The 15,994-nt window shown below is 60.4% G+C and carries 18 protein-coding genes; 8 read left to right on the top strand and 10 right to left on the bottom strand.

Annotation, left to right across the window (positions count from 1 at the left end; genetic code table 11):
- Positions 1 to 164 precede the first annotated feature (164 nt).
- Both ABRP30_RS16085 and ABRP30_RS16080 read right to left on the bottom strand, forming a co-directional pair.
- Entirely contained in the window at positions 165 to 707 is a 543-nt protein-coding gene (locus tag ABRP30_RS16085) for an AAA family ATPase (protein ID WP_349975721.1), read from the bottom strand.
- A gap of 465 nt (positions 708 to 1,172) precedes the next feature.
- A complete protein-coding gene (locus tag ABRP30_RS16080; protein WP_349975722.1) occupies positions 1,173 to 1,904 on the bottom strand; it encodes a hypothetical protein in 732 nt (243 codons plus the stop codon).
- A 528-nt stretch (positions 1,905 to 2,432) separates the two neighbouring features.
- Between ABRP30_RS16080 and ABRP30_RS16075 the strand changes: the two genes are divergently transcribed.
- Positions 2,433 to 3,020 carry an MliC family protein gene (locus ABRP30_RS16075; protein ID WP_349975723.1) on the top strand — a complete coding sequence of 196 codons (588 nt, stop codon included), beginning with the start codon at positions 2,433 to 2,435 and terminating at the stop codon, positions 3,018 to 3,020.
- A 299-nt stretch (positions 3,021 to 3,319) separates the two neighbouring features.
- Here ABRP30_RS16075 and ABRP30_RS16070 read toward each other — a convergent pair whose 3' ends face one another.
- Both ABRP30_RS16070 and ABRP30_RS16065 read right to left on the bottom strand, forming a co-directional pair.
- Positions 3,320 to 3,793 (bottom strand): OsmC family protein, encoded by a 474-nt coding sequence (locus tag ABRP30_RS16070; protein ID WP_349975724.1) that lies wholly within the window; start codon positions 3,791 to 3,793, stop codon positions 3,320 to 3,322.
- Positions 3,794 to 3,878: 85 nt separating this feature from the next.
- Positions 3,879 to 4,169 (bottom strand): YceK/YidQ family lipoprotein, encoded by a 291-nt coding sequence (locus tag ABRP30_RS16065; RefSeq protein ID WP_349975725.1) that lies wholly within the window; start codon positions 4,167 to 4,169, stop codon positions 3,879 to 3,881.
- 606 nt (positions 4,170 to 4,775) lie between these two features.
- On the opposite strand from ABRP30_RS16065, the gene ABRP30_RS16060 reads away from it, so the two are divergent.
- Complete coding sequence (locus ABRP30_RS16060) at positions 4,776 to 5,669, top strand: PA4780 family RIO1-like protein kinase (protein WP_349975726.1); 894 nt, start codon at positions 4,776 to 4,778, stop codon at positions 5,667 to 5,669.
- An 87-nt stretch (positions 5,670 to 5,756) separates the two neighbouring features.
- Here ABRP30_RS16060 and ABRP30_RS16055 read toward each other — a convergent pair whose 3' ends face one another.
- From ABRP30_RS16055 to ABRP30_RS16045, 3 genes are all read right to left on the bottom strand, one after another.
- Positions 5,757 to 6,593 carry a universal stress protein gene (locus tag ABRP30_RS16055; protein ID WP_349975727.1) on the bottom strand — a complete coding sequence of 279 codons (837 nt, stop codon included), beginning with the start codon at positions 6,591 to 6,593 and terminating at the stop codon, positions 5,757 to 5,759.
- A 66-nt stretch (positions 6,594 to 6,659) separates the two neighbouring features.
- A complete protein-coding gene (locus ABRP30_RS16050) occupies positions 6,660 to 7,451 on the bottom strand; it encodes a helix-turn-helix domain-containing protein (protein WP_349975728.1) in 792 nt (263 codons plus the stop codon).
- Between the two features lies 1 nt (position 7,452).
- Positions 7,453 to 7,641 (bottom strand): hypothetical protein, encoded by a 189-nt coding sequence (locus ABRP30_RS16045; RefSeq protein ID WP_267816613.1) that lies wholly within the window; start codon positions 7,639 to 7,641, stop codon positions 7,453 to 7,455.
- Positions 7,642 to 7,884: 243 nt separating this feature from the next.
- Between ABRP30_RS16045 and ABRP30_RS16040 the strand changes: the two genes are divergently transcribed.
- Positions 7,885 to 8,811, top strand: a complete 927-nt coding sequence (locus ABRP30_RS16040; RefSeq protein ID WP_267816611.1) for a universal stress protein — start codon at positions 7,885 to 7,887, stop codon at positions 8,809 to 8,811.
- A 27-nt stretch (positions 8,812 to 8,838) separates the two neighbouring features.
- On the opposite strand, the gene ABRP30_RS16035 is transcribed toward ABRP30_RS16040, so the two are convergent.
- Positions 8,839 to 9,387 carry a GNAT family N-acetyltransferase gene (locus tag ABRP30_RS16035; RefSeq protein WP_349975729.1) on the bottom strand — a complete coding sequence of 183 codons (549 nt, stop codon included), beginning with the start codon at positions 9,385 to 9,387 and terminating at the stop codon, positions 8,839 to 8,841.
- Positions 9,388 to 9,571: 184 nt separating this feature from the next.
- Here ABRP30_RS16035 and ABRP30_RS16030 point away from each other — a divergent pair, with 184 nt between their 5' ends.
- The 3 genes from ABRP30_RS16030 to ABRP30_RS16020 are packed head-to-tail and all read left to right on the top strand — an operon-like array spanning position 9,572 to position 12,538.
- The gene (locus tag ABRP30_RS16030) at positions 9,572 to 10,498 is read left to right on the top strand and encodes a universal stress protein (RefSeq protein ID WP_349975730.1); all 927 of its coding nucleotides are present in this window, start codon (positions 9,572 to 9,574) and stop codon (positions 10,496 to 10,498) included.
- Positions 10,489 to 11,856: an MBL fold metallo-hydrolase RNA specificity domain-containing protein gene (locus ABRP30_RS16025; RefSeq protein ID WP_267816604.1), complete on the top strand. Its 1,368-nt coding sequence runs from the start codon at positions 10,489 to 10,491 to the stop codon at positions 11,854 to 11,856. Before ABRP30_RS16030 ends, ABRP30_RS16025 begins: the two co-directional genes overlap by 10 nt.
- Positions 11,857 to 11,875: 19 nt before the next feature.
- Positions 11,876 to 12,538, top strand: coding sequence for a hypothetical protein (locus tag ABRP30_RS16020; RefSeq protein WP_349975731.1), 663 nt, complete (start codon positions 11,876 to 11,878; stop codon positions 12,536 to 12,538).
- Here the strand turns inward: ABRP30_RS16020 and ABRP30_RS16015 are convergent.
- Together ABRP30_RS16015 and ABRP30_RS16010 are read right to left on the bottom strand one after the other, a co-directional pair.
- Positions 12,517 to 13,086: a GNAT family N-acetyltransferase gene (locus ABRP30_RS16015; RefSeq protein WP_349975732.1), complete on the bottom strand. Its 570-nt coding sequence runs from the start codon at positions 13,084 to 13,086 to the stop codon at positions 12,517 to 12,519. The genes ABRP30_RS16020 and ABRP30_RS16015 overlap by 22 nt on opposite strands.
- 109 nt (positions 13,087 to 13,195) lie before the next feature.
- Entirely contained in the window at positions 13,196 to 13,621 is a 426-nt protein-coding gene (locus ABRP30_RS16010; protein ID WP_267816598.1) for a potassium channel family protein, read from the bottom strand.
- A 239-nt stretch (positions 13,622 to 13,860) separates the two neighbouring features.
- On the opposite strand from ABRP30_RS16010, the gene ABRP30_RS16005 reads away from it, so the two are divergent.
- Complete coding sequence (locus tag ABRP30_RS16005; RefSeq protein WP_267816596.1) at positions 13,861 to 14,538, top strand: thermostable hemolysin; 678 nt, start codon at positions 13,861 to 13,863, stop codon at positions 14,536 to 14,538.
- On the top strand, positions 14,528 to 15,991 hold the full coding sequence (locus tag ABRP30_RS16000) for an AMP-binding protein (protein WP_349975733.1): 1,464 nt from the start codon (positions 14,528 to 14,530) through the stop codon (positions 15,989 to 15,991). Before ABRP30_RS16005 ends, ABRP30_RS16000 begins: the two co-directional genes overlap by 11 nt.
- The last annotated feature ends 3 nt before the right edge of the window (positions 15,992 to 15,994 follow it).

Genomic DNA, 15,994 nt, shown 5'->3' with positions numbered 1-15,994 from the left:
TCGCTGGCTGCTATCGATACATTGCAGACATTCCGGACACGGCTTCAGACTGATCGCTGTTTCACACGAGCATATAGCTACTCGGTGTCTTCCTTACGCTTTCATTAGCGATCCACAAAAATTCTTGGCGGTCACGCAGCAGCGCCTCACTCGCGATTTAGCATCTAATGACCTGGGGTAACCTGACCAGGCTGTGTGCCCACACTCGCGAGAAAAACATCGGTATCTCGATTACTCCGCAGGCAGACCACGCGACAGCTCGACGGGGCCGTTAGCACCAATCGCTTCATCACCTCGCGCGACGAGGTTTTCGTCCGCCACATGAACCTGAAAAACTCCGGCAGGTTGGCCAGCAAATCCGGACAGTTGTCCGGCAAGTCAGGTCGGGTGCGACCGCGGTTCCACATCGCTCTGAGGAACACGCGCCAGAATCGAAGCGGTGCCGAGCGATCAATCCAAATCAACATGTCAGCCCGGGCCAGCCGGTTGTTCCATGTGGCCGAATGCCCACCTTCGAAGATCCAGCGCTCACGGGCCTCGACCTCATGACAAAGACGCGTCTTCTCGTCCCGGCTCCGCTCGACCCACCCTGGCTGCCAATGAATCGTGTCGATATGCACGACCGGCAAGCCTGTACGTTCACCGAGCTTGCGCGCCAGGGTACTTTTCCCAGACCCTGGCTGACCAATGATCATCACCCGTTGCATTGAAGCTCCCTCTCGCCATGCCTGCTGAATTTCGGGCGCGGGATTTTACGGCAATGGGCGAGGAGGTCAACCGCAAGCACACTTATGTTCTGGGCGTTCGGTGCAAATCGGCAACTGCTGTTGATAGCGAGTATCGACCTATATCGGTGAGCCGAGCCGAGACAGAATGCTGGCCTGTGTCTACCAGGGCGCAGCGTAGTCGACGTGCGCATGTCTTTGATGCGTCGGCACGTGGGGAGGTATCAAGCGTTCCTAGCGCTATGGATATCCAGCCGGCATATTCACCTTCACAGCGTGACCAGAATAAAGTCGAGAGCCGCACGCCATACAAAATTCGCGCATTACTTTCGGTGAAGGTGCAAATAACCGGCTGGAGCTTAGTGTTGACAAGGCACTATGAGGCCACTGACGCAAAACAAAAGAGCCACGCTGGGCATGACTCTTTTATTTCAGCGGACTGCGCTTTTACAGCGACTGCAGGGAAATACTGGCGCTCGTAGAGTCTTGTGGGCTATCAGCGTCCATCCAGACCCACTGCGTACCGTCACCTTGCAAGTTAGTGCTGACACTTTGAATCTGTGTCGCCACAATGCTAACCGCTCCGGGCTCCGAAGCGGTAGGCCCAATATTGGTAACTTGCCCAGCCAGTAAGCCGTTGGACGTTTCATTCACAACAAACACCGTCGCAGCGGCTTCGCGGAACTGGCACGAGATAAACTGGGTGATCTTGCTGGCGATGGTCAGATTCATCCATTTTGATGGCGGCACCGCATAATAGCGACTGTATTTGTTGAAAGGGTATTGCTCGCCATTGGCCTGCAAGGGGTTATTGTTAATCCCGCTGGTGTTGGTCGGCATGCTGGTACTGCCCAACCACAGTTCGACCTGGGCTATGCCACTGTTGCTTGGTAAGGAGACCGAAATGGTCTGGGTGTCGGTGCCCGAAACGAAGCCCAATGAGGCCAAACCTGCATTAGCCGTGGTACCTGGCACGGTAATCCGTGCCGGAGGCTGGCTATTGCTCCATACCACACTGACGGTGGCATTATTGTCACTCCCCGCCGAGTTATACAGGAAAATCCCGTATATCTGGCCCGGACGTAACGTCGTGCAGGTGGCGGTATCACCAGGGCTCAACGTAATCCGTTGGCCACCATTCCAGTTGATTTGTGATGCGGCGATAGCGAAGCTTTCCATTTTCATACTCCTTTAATAGATCCGTCATGGTAAGCGCGCGTACATCCCTAATATCCGTTGCGCGCTTACGAGCTTAGTCACGCTTGAAAAAATGGCTATCGCCCATTTAGAATCATTGGCGATTAGTGAAATATGGCTAAAAGCCATTTATCTTGCCTGATTATGCAATGGCTGTTTCCATGCAAATGGATGCTGCACTAATGTCTGTAGTGACAATTGGATGCCGACTATTCTTCGGATTCTATTGAATAGCCCGAGCGCTCCGGCTTTGCGACCAATGGCACATCGTCGGTTTTCCTCGTTCGAAAGGTCAGGCAGCGACATCAGCGACGCCCAACCACTGTCGAATGTGCAGCGTGCTATCGCGGGTGGCGGTGGATGACTGCCAACGGCCCATAGCTGCCCTTCATGGAGGGAGCTATGGCCATTAGCAGTCATTAGCCGCCGACAAAAGCTGGGGCATCCTCCACGCAATTGAGCACAGCGCTAGACTGAGCCCAGTATTCTAAATCGCTAATGGTGGCTCCCATGAAGCACTGGCTTCTTCCCCTGCTGCTCATCTTGCCTCAATCGCACGTCCTAGCTGCGGGACCTGCCTTCAACTGCACTCAGGTCGAGGCCGGCAGCATCGAACAGCAGATCTGCCAGAGCGAGTCGCTCTCGGCACTGGACCGGCAAATGGCCGAGGTCTACACAGCCGCACAGCAGAAGGCCGGCAATGAACATCCGCCGGTGCTCAAGGCCGAGCAACGGGGCTGGATCAAGGGTCGCAACGATTGCTGGAAAAGCGCGGACCAGCCCACTTGCATCGCCGACAGCTACCGCCTGCGCATCGCCGAACTGCAGGCCCGCTATCGGCTGGTCGAGGCCACCGGTCCGGTGTCCTACCAGTGTGACGGCAACCCGGCCAAGGAAGTGGTTGCCTTCTTCTTCCGCACCGAGCCGCCCACGGCTATCGTCGAGTTCGGTGACCGCAGTTCGCTGATGTACATAGAACAGAGCGCCAGCGGCGCGCGCTACAAGGGGCAAAATGAGAGTTTATGGGAGCACCAAGGTGAGGCCACCGTAGTATGGGGCTATCAGGCTCCGGAAATGCACTGCACGGCGCGTCGATAGCCATCGGGAGGGACGATTTCTGAGCGGGTTCCACTGATTCGGCAGAAGCTCGGCGATTCGCTCCCAGCTTCTATAAGGCACCGTCTCGCTAAGAGGTGTGAGTAGGTCGCAGCGCTATGATCATTTGATCAAAAGCTGCCACCGCCTACCTTCCATCAATGCTTTTCAAGGTTGGCATTTCTAAAGGAAAGCCAAGTCGCAAGAGTCGCTGTTATCGACGATGCTATCGCAGGTGACTCATGGTGGATTCCAGAGGGCTACGCAGAGATTTGTACCATCCCCGTAGCCCCAGACTTTCGTTAGCTTCGATAGTTGATAACAGGCTTGCATTTGATTGGGAAGTTGACCGAGTTGGCAATGAAACACTCGTGGTGAGCATCGTCATGCAAGCGCATTGCAAGATCTTTATCTGATTGGCTACCAATGATGATTTGAGGTCTTAGCTCTGCTTCCACGAAATGGCCCTTGCGCTCGCCATCTCCTTCGACCATCCGGCCCACCGGGTAATCGACGTACTCCAGCACGCACACATTGTTGACGGCGCACAGATGAAGATACCAGAGCTTGTGGCAGGCCGAGATCGAGGCCAGCAACATGTCTTCAGGGTTCCAGCATTCGGGTTTACCACGAAAAGCAGGGTCGGCCGAACCAAGGATAGGCGCTTTCCCTGGCGCCTCGACAGTGAAGTCTCTCTGGTAAGCCATATAGCTGGCAGTACCCTCACCTGTGTTGCCTATCCAATTGATGGTTACAGCGTAGTTGTGTTCTTTCATCGTCACTCCTGTGTTGGTTCACGGGGAAGCAGGTAACTCGGACGACGGCACGGGCTTTACCCGTGTTCGTGGGTTAAGGGGCGGATTACATGATGACGTTCAACCCGCCCTTGATCACGCATTCGCTTCGGTCGCCACCCAGGCTGTCGGGTAAAAAGGCCGTCAGGTCATAGGGCAGCAACAGGGTGTCCAACGCAAAAGAAAACGGCGTATCGATTAGAAATGGCCAACTGCTCAACGTGTCTGGGTGATTTGCCCAGGCCCACGATGCGCGGGTACCGTGATAAACGCAACGTTCCCCGCTCATGTGGCCAATCGTGCTGAAGCAGCCGCCTAGCGATAACACGGTTAAAAGCAACAGAATTTTTGCCGGCATACATTCCCTTGTAGATTTAGTTGTCGTCCGTGGCGATGAGGCTCAATCAGGGCGCCCTGGCAGCACACATCCGACTTCCAGGGTCGGACGTGGTGCATCAGTGCGAGCTGGTTTATTTTGTGTGGTCTGCATTAGGAATTACAAGGACGTCCATGATTCCTGTCGATATGCCGCTCAGGCCATATGCCAAGAAGCACGATTGCTGCAAAGGCCATGATGCTTACCTGCTCGCAAACCATCTTCAATTGAAGGCCTCCATTGGCCGCTAGCCATTTACCACGAGCGTCCGCCTCACGCCCTGATGAGTCAGTACCGGCCTCATCGCCGGCAAGCCGGCTCCCACAAAATGGACTGCCCCCAAGACCTTGGACCCCATCCGACCCTTGTGGGCAGTCCAGGCAGCCTTCAGGCATGTCGTGTACCTGTGGGAGCCGCGCTTGCCGGCGATGGGCCGCGAAGCGGCCCCGGTTACACATGTGGTTCGGCACTGGATAACGCAGCGCTGGGCCGCCGCCTGAGCAGACAAACGAGCAAGACGCATCAGCCTGTGAGAGGATGTTCGCCAACCAAGCCATAAGGCCAGACAGGACCCCGAACACAAGCCTGATGAAGACGCCAAAACGAATCGAACCGCTGATTGAAGACGGACTGGTCGACGAAGTACTGCGACCCTTGATGAGCGGCAAGGAAGCAGCCGTCTACGTGGTGCGTTGCGGCGCCCAGGTACGGTGCGCCAAGGTCTACAAAGAGGCCAACAAGCGCAGTTTCCGCCAGGCCGCCGAATACCAGGAAGGCCGCAAGGTACGCAACAGCCGCCAGGCCCGGGCGATGGCCAAGGGCAGCAAGTACGGCCGCAAGGAAGCCGAGGACGCCTGGCAGAACGCTGAAGTGGCGGCGTTGTTCCGCCTGGCCAATGCCGGTGTGCGGGTGCCCAAACCCTATGATTTCCAGGATGGCGTACTGCTGATGGAGCTGGTGACCGACGCCGATGGCGATGCGGCCCCGCGCCTGAATGACGTGCACCTGGAGGCTGAGGAGGCGCGTGAGTACCACGCCTTCGTCATCCGCCAGATCGTGCTGATGCTGTGTGCCGGCCTGGTGCATGGCGACCTCTCCGAATTCAATGTGCTGCTGGGCCCGGACGGCCCGGTGATCATCGACCTGCCACAGGCGGTGGATGCAGCCGGCAACAACCATGCATTCAGCATGCTGCAGCGTGACGTGGCGAACATGGCTCACTATTTCGGGCGCTTTGCCCCGGAATTGAAAGACACCCGCTTTGCCCAGGAAATGTGGGCGCTGTACGAGGCTGGTGAACTGCGTGCGGACAGCCCGTTGACGGGCGAATTCGAGGACGATGAGCATGTCGCGGACGTGGGGGGCGTGATGCGCGAAATCGACGCTGCCCGCTTGGACGATGCCCGCCGCCGAGCCGCACGGACCGAAGCCGAGCATGGGCCGGTCAAGGGCGAAGAACCGCCGCCGCCTTGGCTGCAATGATCTGTCAGCCAAGGCAAAGCATCGCTTTCTGGGCTACACGATTTTCCGTGTATCGCATGTTGTGACGAAGGCACTGATCGCCGGGGTTCAGTGCGACAGCAGTATGGGCATTCGAAGGGCTTGCAGAACCCCGCGGGTAGCGCCGCCCAGGACGAATGCTTTCAAGCGCGAATGACCGAACCCGCCCATGACCAACAGATCGGCGCCGACGGTGAGGGCTTCTTGCTGCAGGCACTCAGCGATCGGTCGCCCGGCCAGCTTCACGCTCAGCGGCCGCGCGTTCAGGCCTCGGTGCTGTAAGGCATGGGCCATGTCCTGCGCGATGTCGGCGTGCTCGAGTGGCTTTTCGCCCTGCACGGTCAGGACCGTGATGAGCATGTCGGCAGTCATCAGGTGTGACGCGTCAGCGAGTGCTCGCGCCGCGACGCGGCTGCCGTCCCAGGCCAATGCCATGTGCCTGATGGGCTTGCTGGGCAAAGGGGGAACGAGGACGCATGGCCTGCCAGCGCCAAAAATTACCGACTCTGCCAGCTCCTGGATGACGGGCTTGTCGACTGCCCACGGCAGGAAGGTCAGGTCGAAATACCTTGACGCCTCTGCCGCTGCGGTACCCGTCAGGCCGGGCACTACCTCTCTGGTGGAGAATTCCACACTGCTCTGGCCGTGTTCCAGGCCGCCCACCATGGCCTGCAGCGCTTTGCACTGCATGCGACTGTTGCTTTCGGTGGTTTGAATCATGTCGGGGATATTCAGCAGGGTGCTGCCAATGGACGGCGAAAGGTAGGGGATCCTTACCGCAAAGGTCATGACATGCAGGTCATACCCCAGCGCGACGGCCAGGTGTACACCGGCTGCCACAGCGTCATCGGGGAGCACATCCGGATAGGTGACCAACGGCATGTAAGCCAGATGAAAATTTGCCATGTCCGATACCTTCAGCTGTTGCGAGGCGATGCGCTGCAAGCCAGGTGCACACAGGCAACTGGCAGTTCAGTGAGGCGGGCTGTTTGGGTAACCCAGTTCCAGTGCCATCAGTGCAGGCATGTCCAGAATTTCCACCAGCCGGCCGTGCAGGTTGACGATACCCAGGGCGCGCAAGTGGGCGACCGAGCGGCAGATGGTTTCCAGGCGCAGCCCCAGGTAGGAGGCCATGTCCTCGCGCGACATGCGTAGCATGAAGCCGTGGGATGAATAGCCGCGGCTGACGAAGCGTCGGGACAAACCCAGCAGAAAACTGGCCAGCCGCTGCTCGGCAGAGAGGTTGCACAGCATCAGCACGCGCTCATGCTCGCGGATGATTTCCCTGCTCATCAGGCGGTTCAAGCTCTGCTGCAGCGTGGGAAAATCACGCGCCAGGGCCTGCAGGCGATGGTATGGGACGGGGCAGACTTCGCTGTCCTCCAGGGCAATGGCGTCACAGACATGGTGCTCGGTGGCGATGGCGTCGAGCCCCAGTACGTCGCCCGGCATCCAGAAATTGATGACCACACCCTGGCCTTCGGCATTGTTCAGGTTGGTCTTGAAACTGCCTGAATACACGGCATACAAGGCGCTCAAGGGCATATTGGCATTGAAGAGCGCAGCCCCCTTCCTGATGCGGATGCGCGGGCCGATCAATGTGCCCAGGCTGCTGTTGTCGCGCAGGGGCAAACCCGTGGGCAAGCACAAGCCGTTGACCCGGCACCCATTGCAGCGCGATGCCAGTGGTTGTAGGTGAATGGGTGGGGACGGGCGCAGCTGTACCGGCTCGCCGAGCGACTGAACGTCGATCAGGCCCGACATCTCAGGCCTCCCTCGCCGGTCTGGAAGCGACGGTGGCGATCTTGCTCAGTGAATGGGGCGCGTTAAGCCGGGCGGTCAGCACGCCGACGAACTGTTCGGCTTCTATGGGGGTTCTGAAACTCACCCGCCATTCGTCCATGTGGACCCACCAGCGGTTGTCATTGGCGCTTTTCTCGACGTAGACGTTCATCGGAACCTCCAGTGCCTGCATGGGCAAGCAATAGCGATTGATTCGAGGCGCAATGGCGTCCTTGTCAGCAGCGAGGCTAGGTACAGCGTGCGCCGAAAAAACCAATAAGTCTTGATCCGTGTCAATTGCCCGGTAAGCGGCAACAGCCGTTGGTCTGCTCGCTTGCACTGTTGACATACATCAAACCGGGCAGCCGCCGGCAGCAGAGCATCGAGGTACTCATCGAGCCCGCAGAGGTGTGCCATGACCAACTCGCAAAGACTTCTTTTCATCGCTTCGCCCTTGATGCGCCGCACGCCGGTCTTTGATCGAGCGGCGGCGCTGGCCAAAGCCAAGGGCATGCCATTGCACATCGTCGCGTTCGACTACCTCGAGGGGCTGGCCACTGCCGGCCTGGTCAACGACCAGGCCTTGGCGGTCATGCGCGAGGGGTATGTGCAGCAACATCGTCAATGGCTGGAAACCCAGGCATCGTCGATGCGCCGCAATGGTGTGACGGTCACTACCGAGGTGTTGTGGGTACAGCACCCATTGGACGAGATCCAGGTGCATCTACGTGAACAGCCGTTCGCCATGCTGATCAAGGGGCTTGAACATGAGCCTTGGTGGATACGAGCCATGTTCACCTCGCTGGACGTGCAGCTGCTGCGTGACACCCGGATTGCGCTGCACCTGGTGCACAACGCCAGTAATGCCTTGCCGCGCCGGATACTGGCAGCGGTCGACCTGTCGCGCCCGGAGGATCAGTTCGAAGGCTTCAACGACCTGATCATCAGCGAAGCGCTCAAGCTGGCCCTGCAATGCAACGCTCAGATCGAACTGCTGTATGCCTACGATATGGGCGCGATGTACCTGAACGCCGAAGGCACTCGGGAGCATTCGTTCCTGTTCGATTCGAACCGTTCACGGACACTTCACGAGGCACAGGCCGATGCCTTCCAGGCATTGGCCGAGCGCAACGGGATCGCCTTCGAGCACCGCCACATGCGGGTGGGGGACCCGGCCAAGGTGCTGGCGCTGTTCATGGACAACAACGACATCGATGTGCTGGTGATGGGCAGCTACCACCATCACGGCATCGGCTGGTTCATCGGCAGTACGGCCGAGCGGATCCTGCACCGGCTCAGCACCAGTGTGCTGGTGTTATCACCCGAGCATTCGCAAGGTTAGAGGGGCAAGGCCCGCAAGGGCCTTGTTTCACCTGCGCAGGTCAAGTTCATGAAGGATTTCGCTGACATCGCCGCCCAGGTAGCGCGAGGTGAACCCCAGCGCCTTGGTCAGCCGGTGCATGGCGTAGTTGTTCGAGAGGTCCCTGGACACCATGCACTGGTATCCATTGCGCCGTGCCGCGTCGATCAGGTGCTGCAACAACAGCTTGCCCAGCCCCTTGCGCTGCCAGCGCTCGTCGACAGCCACGGCGCATTCGCAATTGTGGCTGCCCGGTATCGCGGCATAGCGGCTGACGCCAAGCTGATGCAGCTGGCCATTGTCATGGGCCAGCGCGACGTAGGCCATGTGCTGGTGACCGTCGACCGGCATCAACTGCGCGTCCAGGCCGGGCAAACCACCGCTGAGCCCGGCGAGAAAACGAAAACGGCGGGCCTCATGGCTGATCGTGCTCACAAAGCGCCGGTCCCGTTCGTGATCATCATTGCGCAGCGGCCGAATCAGCACGGCTGTGCCGTCAGCAAGGGTGTCGACCCAGTGCTCGCTTGAATCTTCGGTTTCCAGCAACGGCTTGTTCATAGGGCCTCCAGAGGGCTCGACCAACGTGGGCTGTACTGGTTGTACCGTGAGACGGCGTCATGGTTCTGACATTGATCAACTTGGTGCGCCAGTGGTGACTTTCTGATCTGCATCAAACGCGCTATGGCAGGGGGTTCGAAGATCGATGCTACTTGCCATCGCCGCGTGCGGCCGGAGGTTTCCCATGGGTCAGTATCGACAACTGCTGGTGCTGGTTACCGACATCGACCCGCACTCGGCGGCTTTGCGCCGGGCGCTTGCCCTGGCGCATGTCAGCGGCGCAGCGGTGCATATCGTTGGGCTGTTCGAGCCACACGCGGACCATGCGTTACGCCAGGAACAGCTGAACGAAGCCGAGATGCAGCGCCAATACGGGCGCTATCGCGAGCAGCTCGAGGCCCTGGTCGAGCGTCACCGGCCCAGCGATGCCTGCCTGACGTTCGATACCGTCAAGGCCGAAGACCTGCGCGAGCAGGCCGCCGATTACATCCGCGAGCTCAAGCCCGACATGGTCATCAAGGACACCGAAAAAACACCGGCACTGGCCCGGTTTTTCGCCACGCCACTGGACTGCGCGCTGCTGCGAGCGTGCCAGTGCTTGCTGCATTTCGTACCTCGGGCAGCCGCGTCCTTGCCAAAACGCATACTGGTCGCCGTGGACACCGCCCTGCACGATGCGCCCCATGAACAGATGCTGTTCAATCACGCCCTCATCCGTGCAGCCGATGCCCTGGCGTTGCAATGCGATGCGCAGTTGCATCTGCTGGGTGCATATGACCTGGCGGGTGTGTTCGCCCCAGAAATGCTGGTGACGCAGACCTGGGTCGAGGAGATGCGAGATGCCTTGCAGGTGTCGTTCGATGCATTGGCCGATGCCGAAGGTGTGCCCCACGATTGCCGGCACTTCAAGGAAGGAGGGGCAGTGCAAGTGATTCGCGAGCAAGTGGCGGCCCTGGACATCGACGTGGTGGTTATGGGGGTTGTGCAGCCGAGGGGGTTGAGCAAGCTGCTGGGCGACACCACCGAGCGCATTGTGAGCGACCCACCGTGCAGCGTGCTGTCCGTTCATCCCTGCGTGATCGACACCTGGGAGCCGCCACCATGCAACTGACCTTCTTCGGCGGTACGGGCACGGTGACGGGCAGCAAGTTCCTGCTGACGCGTGATTCGACACGGGTGCTGATCGACTGCGGGCTTTTCCAGGGTTACAAGCAACTGCGCCTGCGTAATTGGGAGCCACTGCCGGCGGCGCTGCGGGCGGTCGATGCGGTAGTGCTCACACATGCCCACCTGGACCACAGCGGCTACCTGCCGGTGCTGGCGCGCGAGGGCTTCAGCGGGCCTGTGTATGCCACCCCGGCAACCTGTGCCCTTGCTGAAATCCTGTTGCTCGACAGCGCCCGATTGCAGGAGGAACAGGCCGACCATGCCAATCGTCATGGCTATTCCAAGCATTCGCCGGCCCGGCCCTTGTACACCGAGCAGGATGCCAAACGTGCGCTGCAGCTGTTCAGGCCCGTCGAGTTGCACCAGCGTACCCCGATCGCACCGGGTGTCGAACTGTTGCTGCGCACGGCCGGGCACATTCTGGGCGCGGCGACCGTGCAACTGACGGTGGATGGTCAGACGCTGGTGTCATCAGGTGACCTGGGGCGGCCCAACGATCCCGTGATGCGTGCACCCGAGCTGATCGGTGCGGCCGATGTGCTGCTGGTGGAGTCGACCTACGGTGACCGCTCACACCCCGCCCAAGCCCCGGAACGCTACCTGGCCGACGTGATCAACCAGACCCTGCTGCGCCATGGCATCACGTTGGTGCCGTCTTTCGCGGTGGGCCGTGCGCAACTGTTGCTGTACTACCTGTACAGGCTCAAGCGTGACGGGCTGATACCCGACATCCCCGTGTACCTGAACAGCCCGATGGCCACGGATGCCACCGCCCTGTACCAGCAGTTCAGGCGTGAGCACCGCCTGACGGCGCTGGAGTGCGCGCAGATGTGCAAGGGTACGCAGATCATCCGCACGGTCGATGAGTCCAGGCGCCTGGACCAGTTGCGCGAACCTGCGGTGATCATTGCCGCCAGCGGCATGGCCACGGGGGGGCGGGTGTTGCATCACCTCAAAGCGCTGGCGCCCAATGCGCACAACAGCATCCTGTTCTCTGGGTTTCAGGCGGGTGGGACCCGGGGCGCCGATATCGTTGCTGGGGCGCGCAGCGTGCGCCTGCATGGCGAAGACGTGCCGATTCGCGCGCACGTCTTCGCCATGGACAATCTGTCGGCCCATGCCGACGCGGACGAAATCATGGAGTGGTTGCGCGGTTTCACCCGGCCACCGCGGCAAACCTACGTCATTCATGGCGAACCGCATGCTGCGGACACCTTGCGTCGGCGGATAAGCCTTGAGCTCGGCTGGCAGGTGTGCGTGCCCGAGCACATGGAAACCGTTGCCATAGACCCTGTGCGTTGACCCGGGGCTGGAGGCTTTGATGAACATGCAAACCAGGCTGAGGCTAAGCGCCTGGGCAAGACGGCCCAAGGGCAGCATTGGGTGGATCGCGGCCATCGCCACATTGGCCATTGCCGCCTCGGTATACCAGGTACTGGGCCCAGCCTGGCGCCTGCCGATGCATGAGCCGGCCATCGCGCTGACGCTGCTGACGCTGAGCGCGGCGGTCGGGTTGGGCGTGCACCGGGTTTTCAAGAAAACAGTGGGCACCACCATTTTTTCCGGGCAGGCCACCGGTTGGCAGGCAAGGCTTGCCATGGTCCGGGATGTGGCCAGAGAGTCGAACATTCTGCTGGGCATGCTGCTACTGCTGGCGATGCTGGGCGTCGGCACACTAGGGCTCGCCAGCCGCTCCGTGCAAGGCATCGTCAACGGCTGCGAGACCAACCTGCAGGCACAGGTCGATCTGCCAGAGGACCAAGCGCTCGCCGCGTTGATCGCCAAGCCCGTCTGTCAGTGCCTGGCGCAGACGTTTCTGGAGCGCAATGGCGTTCTTCGGCTCGCGCTGTTCAATACGCCGTTGCTGGAAGTCAGTGCTTTCAAAGGGCTGACCGAGGCTGATGAGCGGCGGTGCCTGGAGCAACTCGACCTGCTGCCCGAGGCTACCGCCGCAGCGCCGCCTCAGGCCAGCGATAGCCGGTGAATCACCTGGCTTGGGTCGTCCGGGTCTCTGGCAGTGGTAAACCCAGCTGCCTGGGCCAGGTCGCGCATCGCCACATTGGCCGCAGCGTCAATCGAATACATCTGGCGCAGGCCCTTGGCCCGTGCGTGGTCGATCAGGTGCCGGAGCAGCAATGTGCCCAGGCCGTGACGCTGCCAGCTGTCGAGCACGGTAACGGCGCATTCGCATGCTTGGTGATCCGCACCGGTGGCGTAGCGGGAGATACCGACTTCCTGCAGCTCACCGTCGACATGCGCGAGGGCCACATAGGCCATATGCTGGTCCTGATCGACCACCATCAGTTGGTCCAGCAGGGCGTCCCCAGGCTCCTTGAGCTGGGACAGAAAACGGAAGTGGCGCGACTGAGGAGACAAGCGTTCGATGAAGTGCTTTTCGCGTTCACGATCCTTGGGCTGCAAGGGCCTGATCAGTACATGGGTGCCATTGTCGAGTGCTTCGATCCAGTGTTCGCCGGTGGTCGCAGGAAATGCTGGTGCTGCTAGTGGGCGGGGTGTTTCGGCGGATGCCATGGCAAGCCTCCTTACGGTTTGCGGGTGTTCAAAGGAGGTTCAGTTTCAACGCGTTGCCTTTGGCGCGCTTGATCGTTGTCAATTGCCGGGTTGATAGGCCCACGCCTCGCTACTTGGCCTTCCAGTATTTCTGCATTTCCAGAAACAGAAAGGAGGCCGTCCAGGTGATCATCACCAGCCCCGTGAGTGCCTGCAGGCCTGTGAGGTATTTGAGGTCGCCGCTGGGCGTGATGTCGCCGAAACCGATGGTGGTATAGGTGGTGAACGAGAAATACACGCAGTCCATGAACGTGCCGTCGAAGTTGCCACTCAGCGTGCCCCAGCCTTCGGTACTGGCCATCAGGTAATAGGCCAGGGCAAAGCACCAGACTTCCAGTGCATGGGCCGCCAGCGCGCCGAGCACACCGATGACGATGCGGAACCGGCTCCAGAGCTTGAGCCGCGGCAGCCAGTCGTTCAGGCGCAGCAGGCATTCATAATGGATCACCACCACCAGCACCACGACCAGCGCGTTGATCAGCGTGACGGTCAGCATCGACGGCTCCCCTGCGGCTTTGAGAGAAGTGTGGCCGGTTATGGCCATCGTGTCGGTTCTACAACTGAAAATCAGCAGGGGATTGATAAAGATCACCCACCTGCCAATTAGCCGCTGGCTTGCCGCCGATGGCGATGGTGGGGGAGCAGCCCAACAACGCAGGTCAAATCCGTAACTTCAGATTGCCTTCAGATTGACCACAGATACTCACCCCATCAAGCCCAAACGGGGGGAGTTTCATGACCCAGTCTCAGTGGAGCAGCCTGCTCCCATTGCCTATCGGCAGCCACGTCGACCACCAGGCTCACTTGTCGCTTCATCTGCACAAGGCCCCGGGGCGCGATGAGCTCGAGCATTTCATCCATCAGTGTTTTGCCAACGTGCATCACGCTGATGTGCACCATTACCTGCCCGAACTGCTGGCGTTGCATGACAGCCAGGGGCGGCTGGTCGCTGCCGCAGGCATGCGCCCGGCCAGCAGCGGGCCGCTGTTCCTGGAGCACTACCTGGATGAACCGCTGGAAGCTGCAGTTTCTCGCGTGGCTGGCTGCACCCTTGAGCGCGCGTGCATGGTCGAAGTCGGCAACTTGGCCGCGCTCAGTGCCGGTAGCGCGCGGATCATGATCATCGCGGTGACCTGGTTGCTGGCCCTGCGCGGCTTGAGGTGGGTGGCGTTCACCGGCGCGACGACATTGATCAACAGCTTTCAGCGCTTGGGGCTGGTGCCATCGGTACTGGCGTCGGCCGACCCAGCCCGGTTGAACGGGCAGGTGGACCAGTGGGGGACCTACTACGCCCAGCACCCGAAAGTCTTTGCCGGCAATATCGGTAGTGGCTTCGATGCCTTGAGCAGGGCAGGGGTGTTCCAGCGCCTGGGCTTGCCAATGGTTTTTGAGGAAACTGGCCATGCCGCATGAGCTGGAGCGTTTTCATCAGCTGCTGGTCTCGTATGCCCGCGACCACGGTGACGCAATCGCCGTACAAGATTCGACAGAGCGCTTCACATTCAGGCAATTACTGGCAGAAGTGGGTTTGCGCATCCAAGATTTGCGCACGCGTTCGCCAGGCACGCTGGTACTGGCCCTGGATAATGGCCCGCAGTTGCTCTTCTGGGATCTGGCGGCGCTTTTTACCCAGCGCCCCTGCGTGGTCGTGCCCCCGTTCTTCAGTGTTGCCCAATTCAGCCACTGCATCGAGCAGAGCGGCCCCAGCCATGTCTTGTGCGGCCCGCAATGGTGCGCTGCGCTCGCTGAGCTTGGGTTCGCCCAACAGGATGGGTTTTGGGTTCGCGAGGCAGACGCCACTGCGGCGCTGCCGCCCGGTACTGCCAAGATCACCTACACCTCTGGCAGCACGGGCAAGCCCAAAGGCGTGTGCCTGTCTGCCGAAGCCCTGTTACGCGTAGCCCGGGAACTGGAGGTGGCCAGCCGTCCCAGTGAACCGCAGCGTTACCTGGTGGTGCTGCCGCTGGGTGTGCTGCTGGAAAATCTTGGTGTTTATGCCGCACTGATGGCTGGCGCGAGTGTATTGCTGTATCCCCAGGCACAACTGGGTATGGGAGGAGCCAGCCAGGTCGATTTCAAGCGCTTGCTGGGGGCAATCGCCCTGAGCGGCGCGCAAAGCCTGATCCTGGTACCGCAGCTGCTGATGGGGTTGATCACTGCCATCGAGCGCGGGCTGATGCGGGTGGGGGCGCTGCGCTTCGTTGCGGTCGGCGGTGCCCGGGTGGCGCCCAGCCTGTTGGCCCGCGCCGAAGCGATCGGCCTGCCGGTGTTCGAAGGCTATGGCTTGTCCGAGTGCGCTTCGGTGGTGGCCTTGAACCGACCTGGCGCAACCCGCCGGGGCAGTGTCGGCAAACCGCTGCCCCATGTGCAGGTGCGTATCGCCGAGGACGGGGAGGTGCTGGTGGCGGGCTCAGTGTTGCTCGGCTACCTGGAGGAACCACCCGTCTGCGATAGCTGGTGGGCTACAGGCGACCTCGGCCACTTCGACGAGGAGGGCTACCTGTACCTCGATGGCCGCAAGAAACACCAGTTCATCACCAGTTTCGGGCGCAACGTCAACCCGGAATGGGTCGAGGCCGAACTGACCCAGGGCGGTGTGATCGCCCAAGCGTTCGTGCATGGCGAGGCCCTGCCAAAGAACCTGGCATTGCTCTGGCCGCTGGACCCTGCCACCCCCGACACCTTCATCGACCAGGCCGTACAGCAGTGCAATGCCTTGCTGCCGGACTATGCCCGGGTACATGCCTGGCGTCGCCTGCCGTGCCCGCTGTCCAGTACCGACGACACCTTGACCGCCAACGGCCGCCCGCGACGCGAGGCCATCCTGCGGCGTTACCACTCCCTGTTATCCGATACCCCGTTGTGAGGG

This window comes from Pseudomonas sp. WHRI 8519 (genome assembly GCF_040224055.2).
GTDB lineage: Bacteria > Pseudomonadota > Gammaproteobacteria > Pseudomonadales > Pseudomonadaceae > Aquipseudomonas > Aquipseudomonas putida_X.
This window is presented reverse-complemented; position numbering and strand designations above follow the sequence as displayed.

Coding starts and splice junctions, on each gene's coding strand:
- ABRP30_RS16085 (WP_349975721.1), bottom strand. CDS start 707: ATGCAACGGGTGATGATCATTGGTCAGCCAGGGTCTGGGAAAAGTACC.
- ABRP30_RS16080 (WP_349975722.1), bottom strand. CDS start 1,904: ATGGAAAGCTTCGCTATCGCCGCATCACAAATCAACTGGAATGGTGGC.
- ABRP30_RS16075 (WP_349975723.1), top strand. CDS start 2,433: ATGAAGCACTGGCTTCTTCCCCTGCTGCTCATCTTGCCTCAATCGCAC.
- ABRP30_RS16070 (WP_349975724.1), bottom strand. CDS start 3,793: ATGAAAGAACACAACTACGCTGTAACCATCAATTGGATAGGCAACACA.
- ABRP30_RS16065 (WP_349975725.1), bottom strand. CDS start 4,169: ATGCCGGCAAAAATTCTGTTGCTTTTAACCGTGTTATCGCTAGGCGGC.
- ABRP30_RS16060 (WP_349975726.1), top strand. CDS start 4,776: ATGAAGACGCCAAAACGAATCGAACCGCTGATTGAAGACGGACTGGTC.
- ABRP30_RS16055 (WP_349975727.1), bottom strand. CDS start 6,593: ATGGCAAATTTTCATCTGGCTTACATGCCGTTGGTCACCTATCCGGAT.
- ABRP30_RS16050 (WP_349975728.1), bottom strand. CDS start 7,451: ATGTCGGGCCTGATCGACGTTCAGTCGCTCGGCGAGCCGGTACAGCTG.
- ABRP30_RS16045 (WP_267816613.1), bottom strand. CDS start 7,641: ATGAACGTCTACGTCGAGAAAAGCGCCAATGACAACCGCTGGTGGGTC.
- ABRP30_RS16040 (WP_267816611.1), top strand. CDS start 7,885: ATGACCAACTCGCAAAGACTTCTTTTCATCGCTTCGCCCTTGATGCGC.
- ABRP30_RS16035 (WP_349975729.1), bottom strand. CDS start 9,387: ATGAACAAGCCGTTGCTGGAAACCGAAGATTCAAGCGAGCACTGGGTC.
- ABRP30_RS16030 (WP_349975730.1), top strand. CDS start 9,572: ATGGGTCAGTATCGACAACTGCTGGTGCTGGTTACCGACATCGACCCG.
- ABRP30_RS16025 (WP_267816604.1), top strand. CDS start 10,489: ATGCAACTGACCTTCTTCGGCGGTACGGGCACGGTGACGGGCAGCAAG.
- ABRP30_RS16020 (WP_349975731.1), top strand. CDS start 11,876: ATGAACATGCAAACCAGGCTGAGGCTAAGCGCCTGGGCAAGACGGCCC.
- ABRP30_RS16015 (WP_349975732.1), bottom strand. CDS start 13,086: ATGGCATCCGCCGAAACACCCCGCCCACTAGCAGCACCAGCATTTCCT.
- ABRP30_RS16010 (WP_267816598.1), bottom strand. CDS start 13,621: ATGCTGACCGTCACGCTGATCAACGCGCTGGTCGTGGTGCTGGTGGTG.
- ABRP30_RS16005 (WP_267816596.1), top strand. CDS start 13,861: ATGACCCAGTCTCAGTGGAGCAGCCTGCTCCCATTGCCTATCGGCAGC.
- ABRP30_RS16000 (WP_349975733.1), top strand. CDS start 14,528: ATGCCGCATGAGCTGGAGCGTTTTCATCAGCTGCTGGTCTCGTATGCC.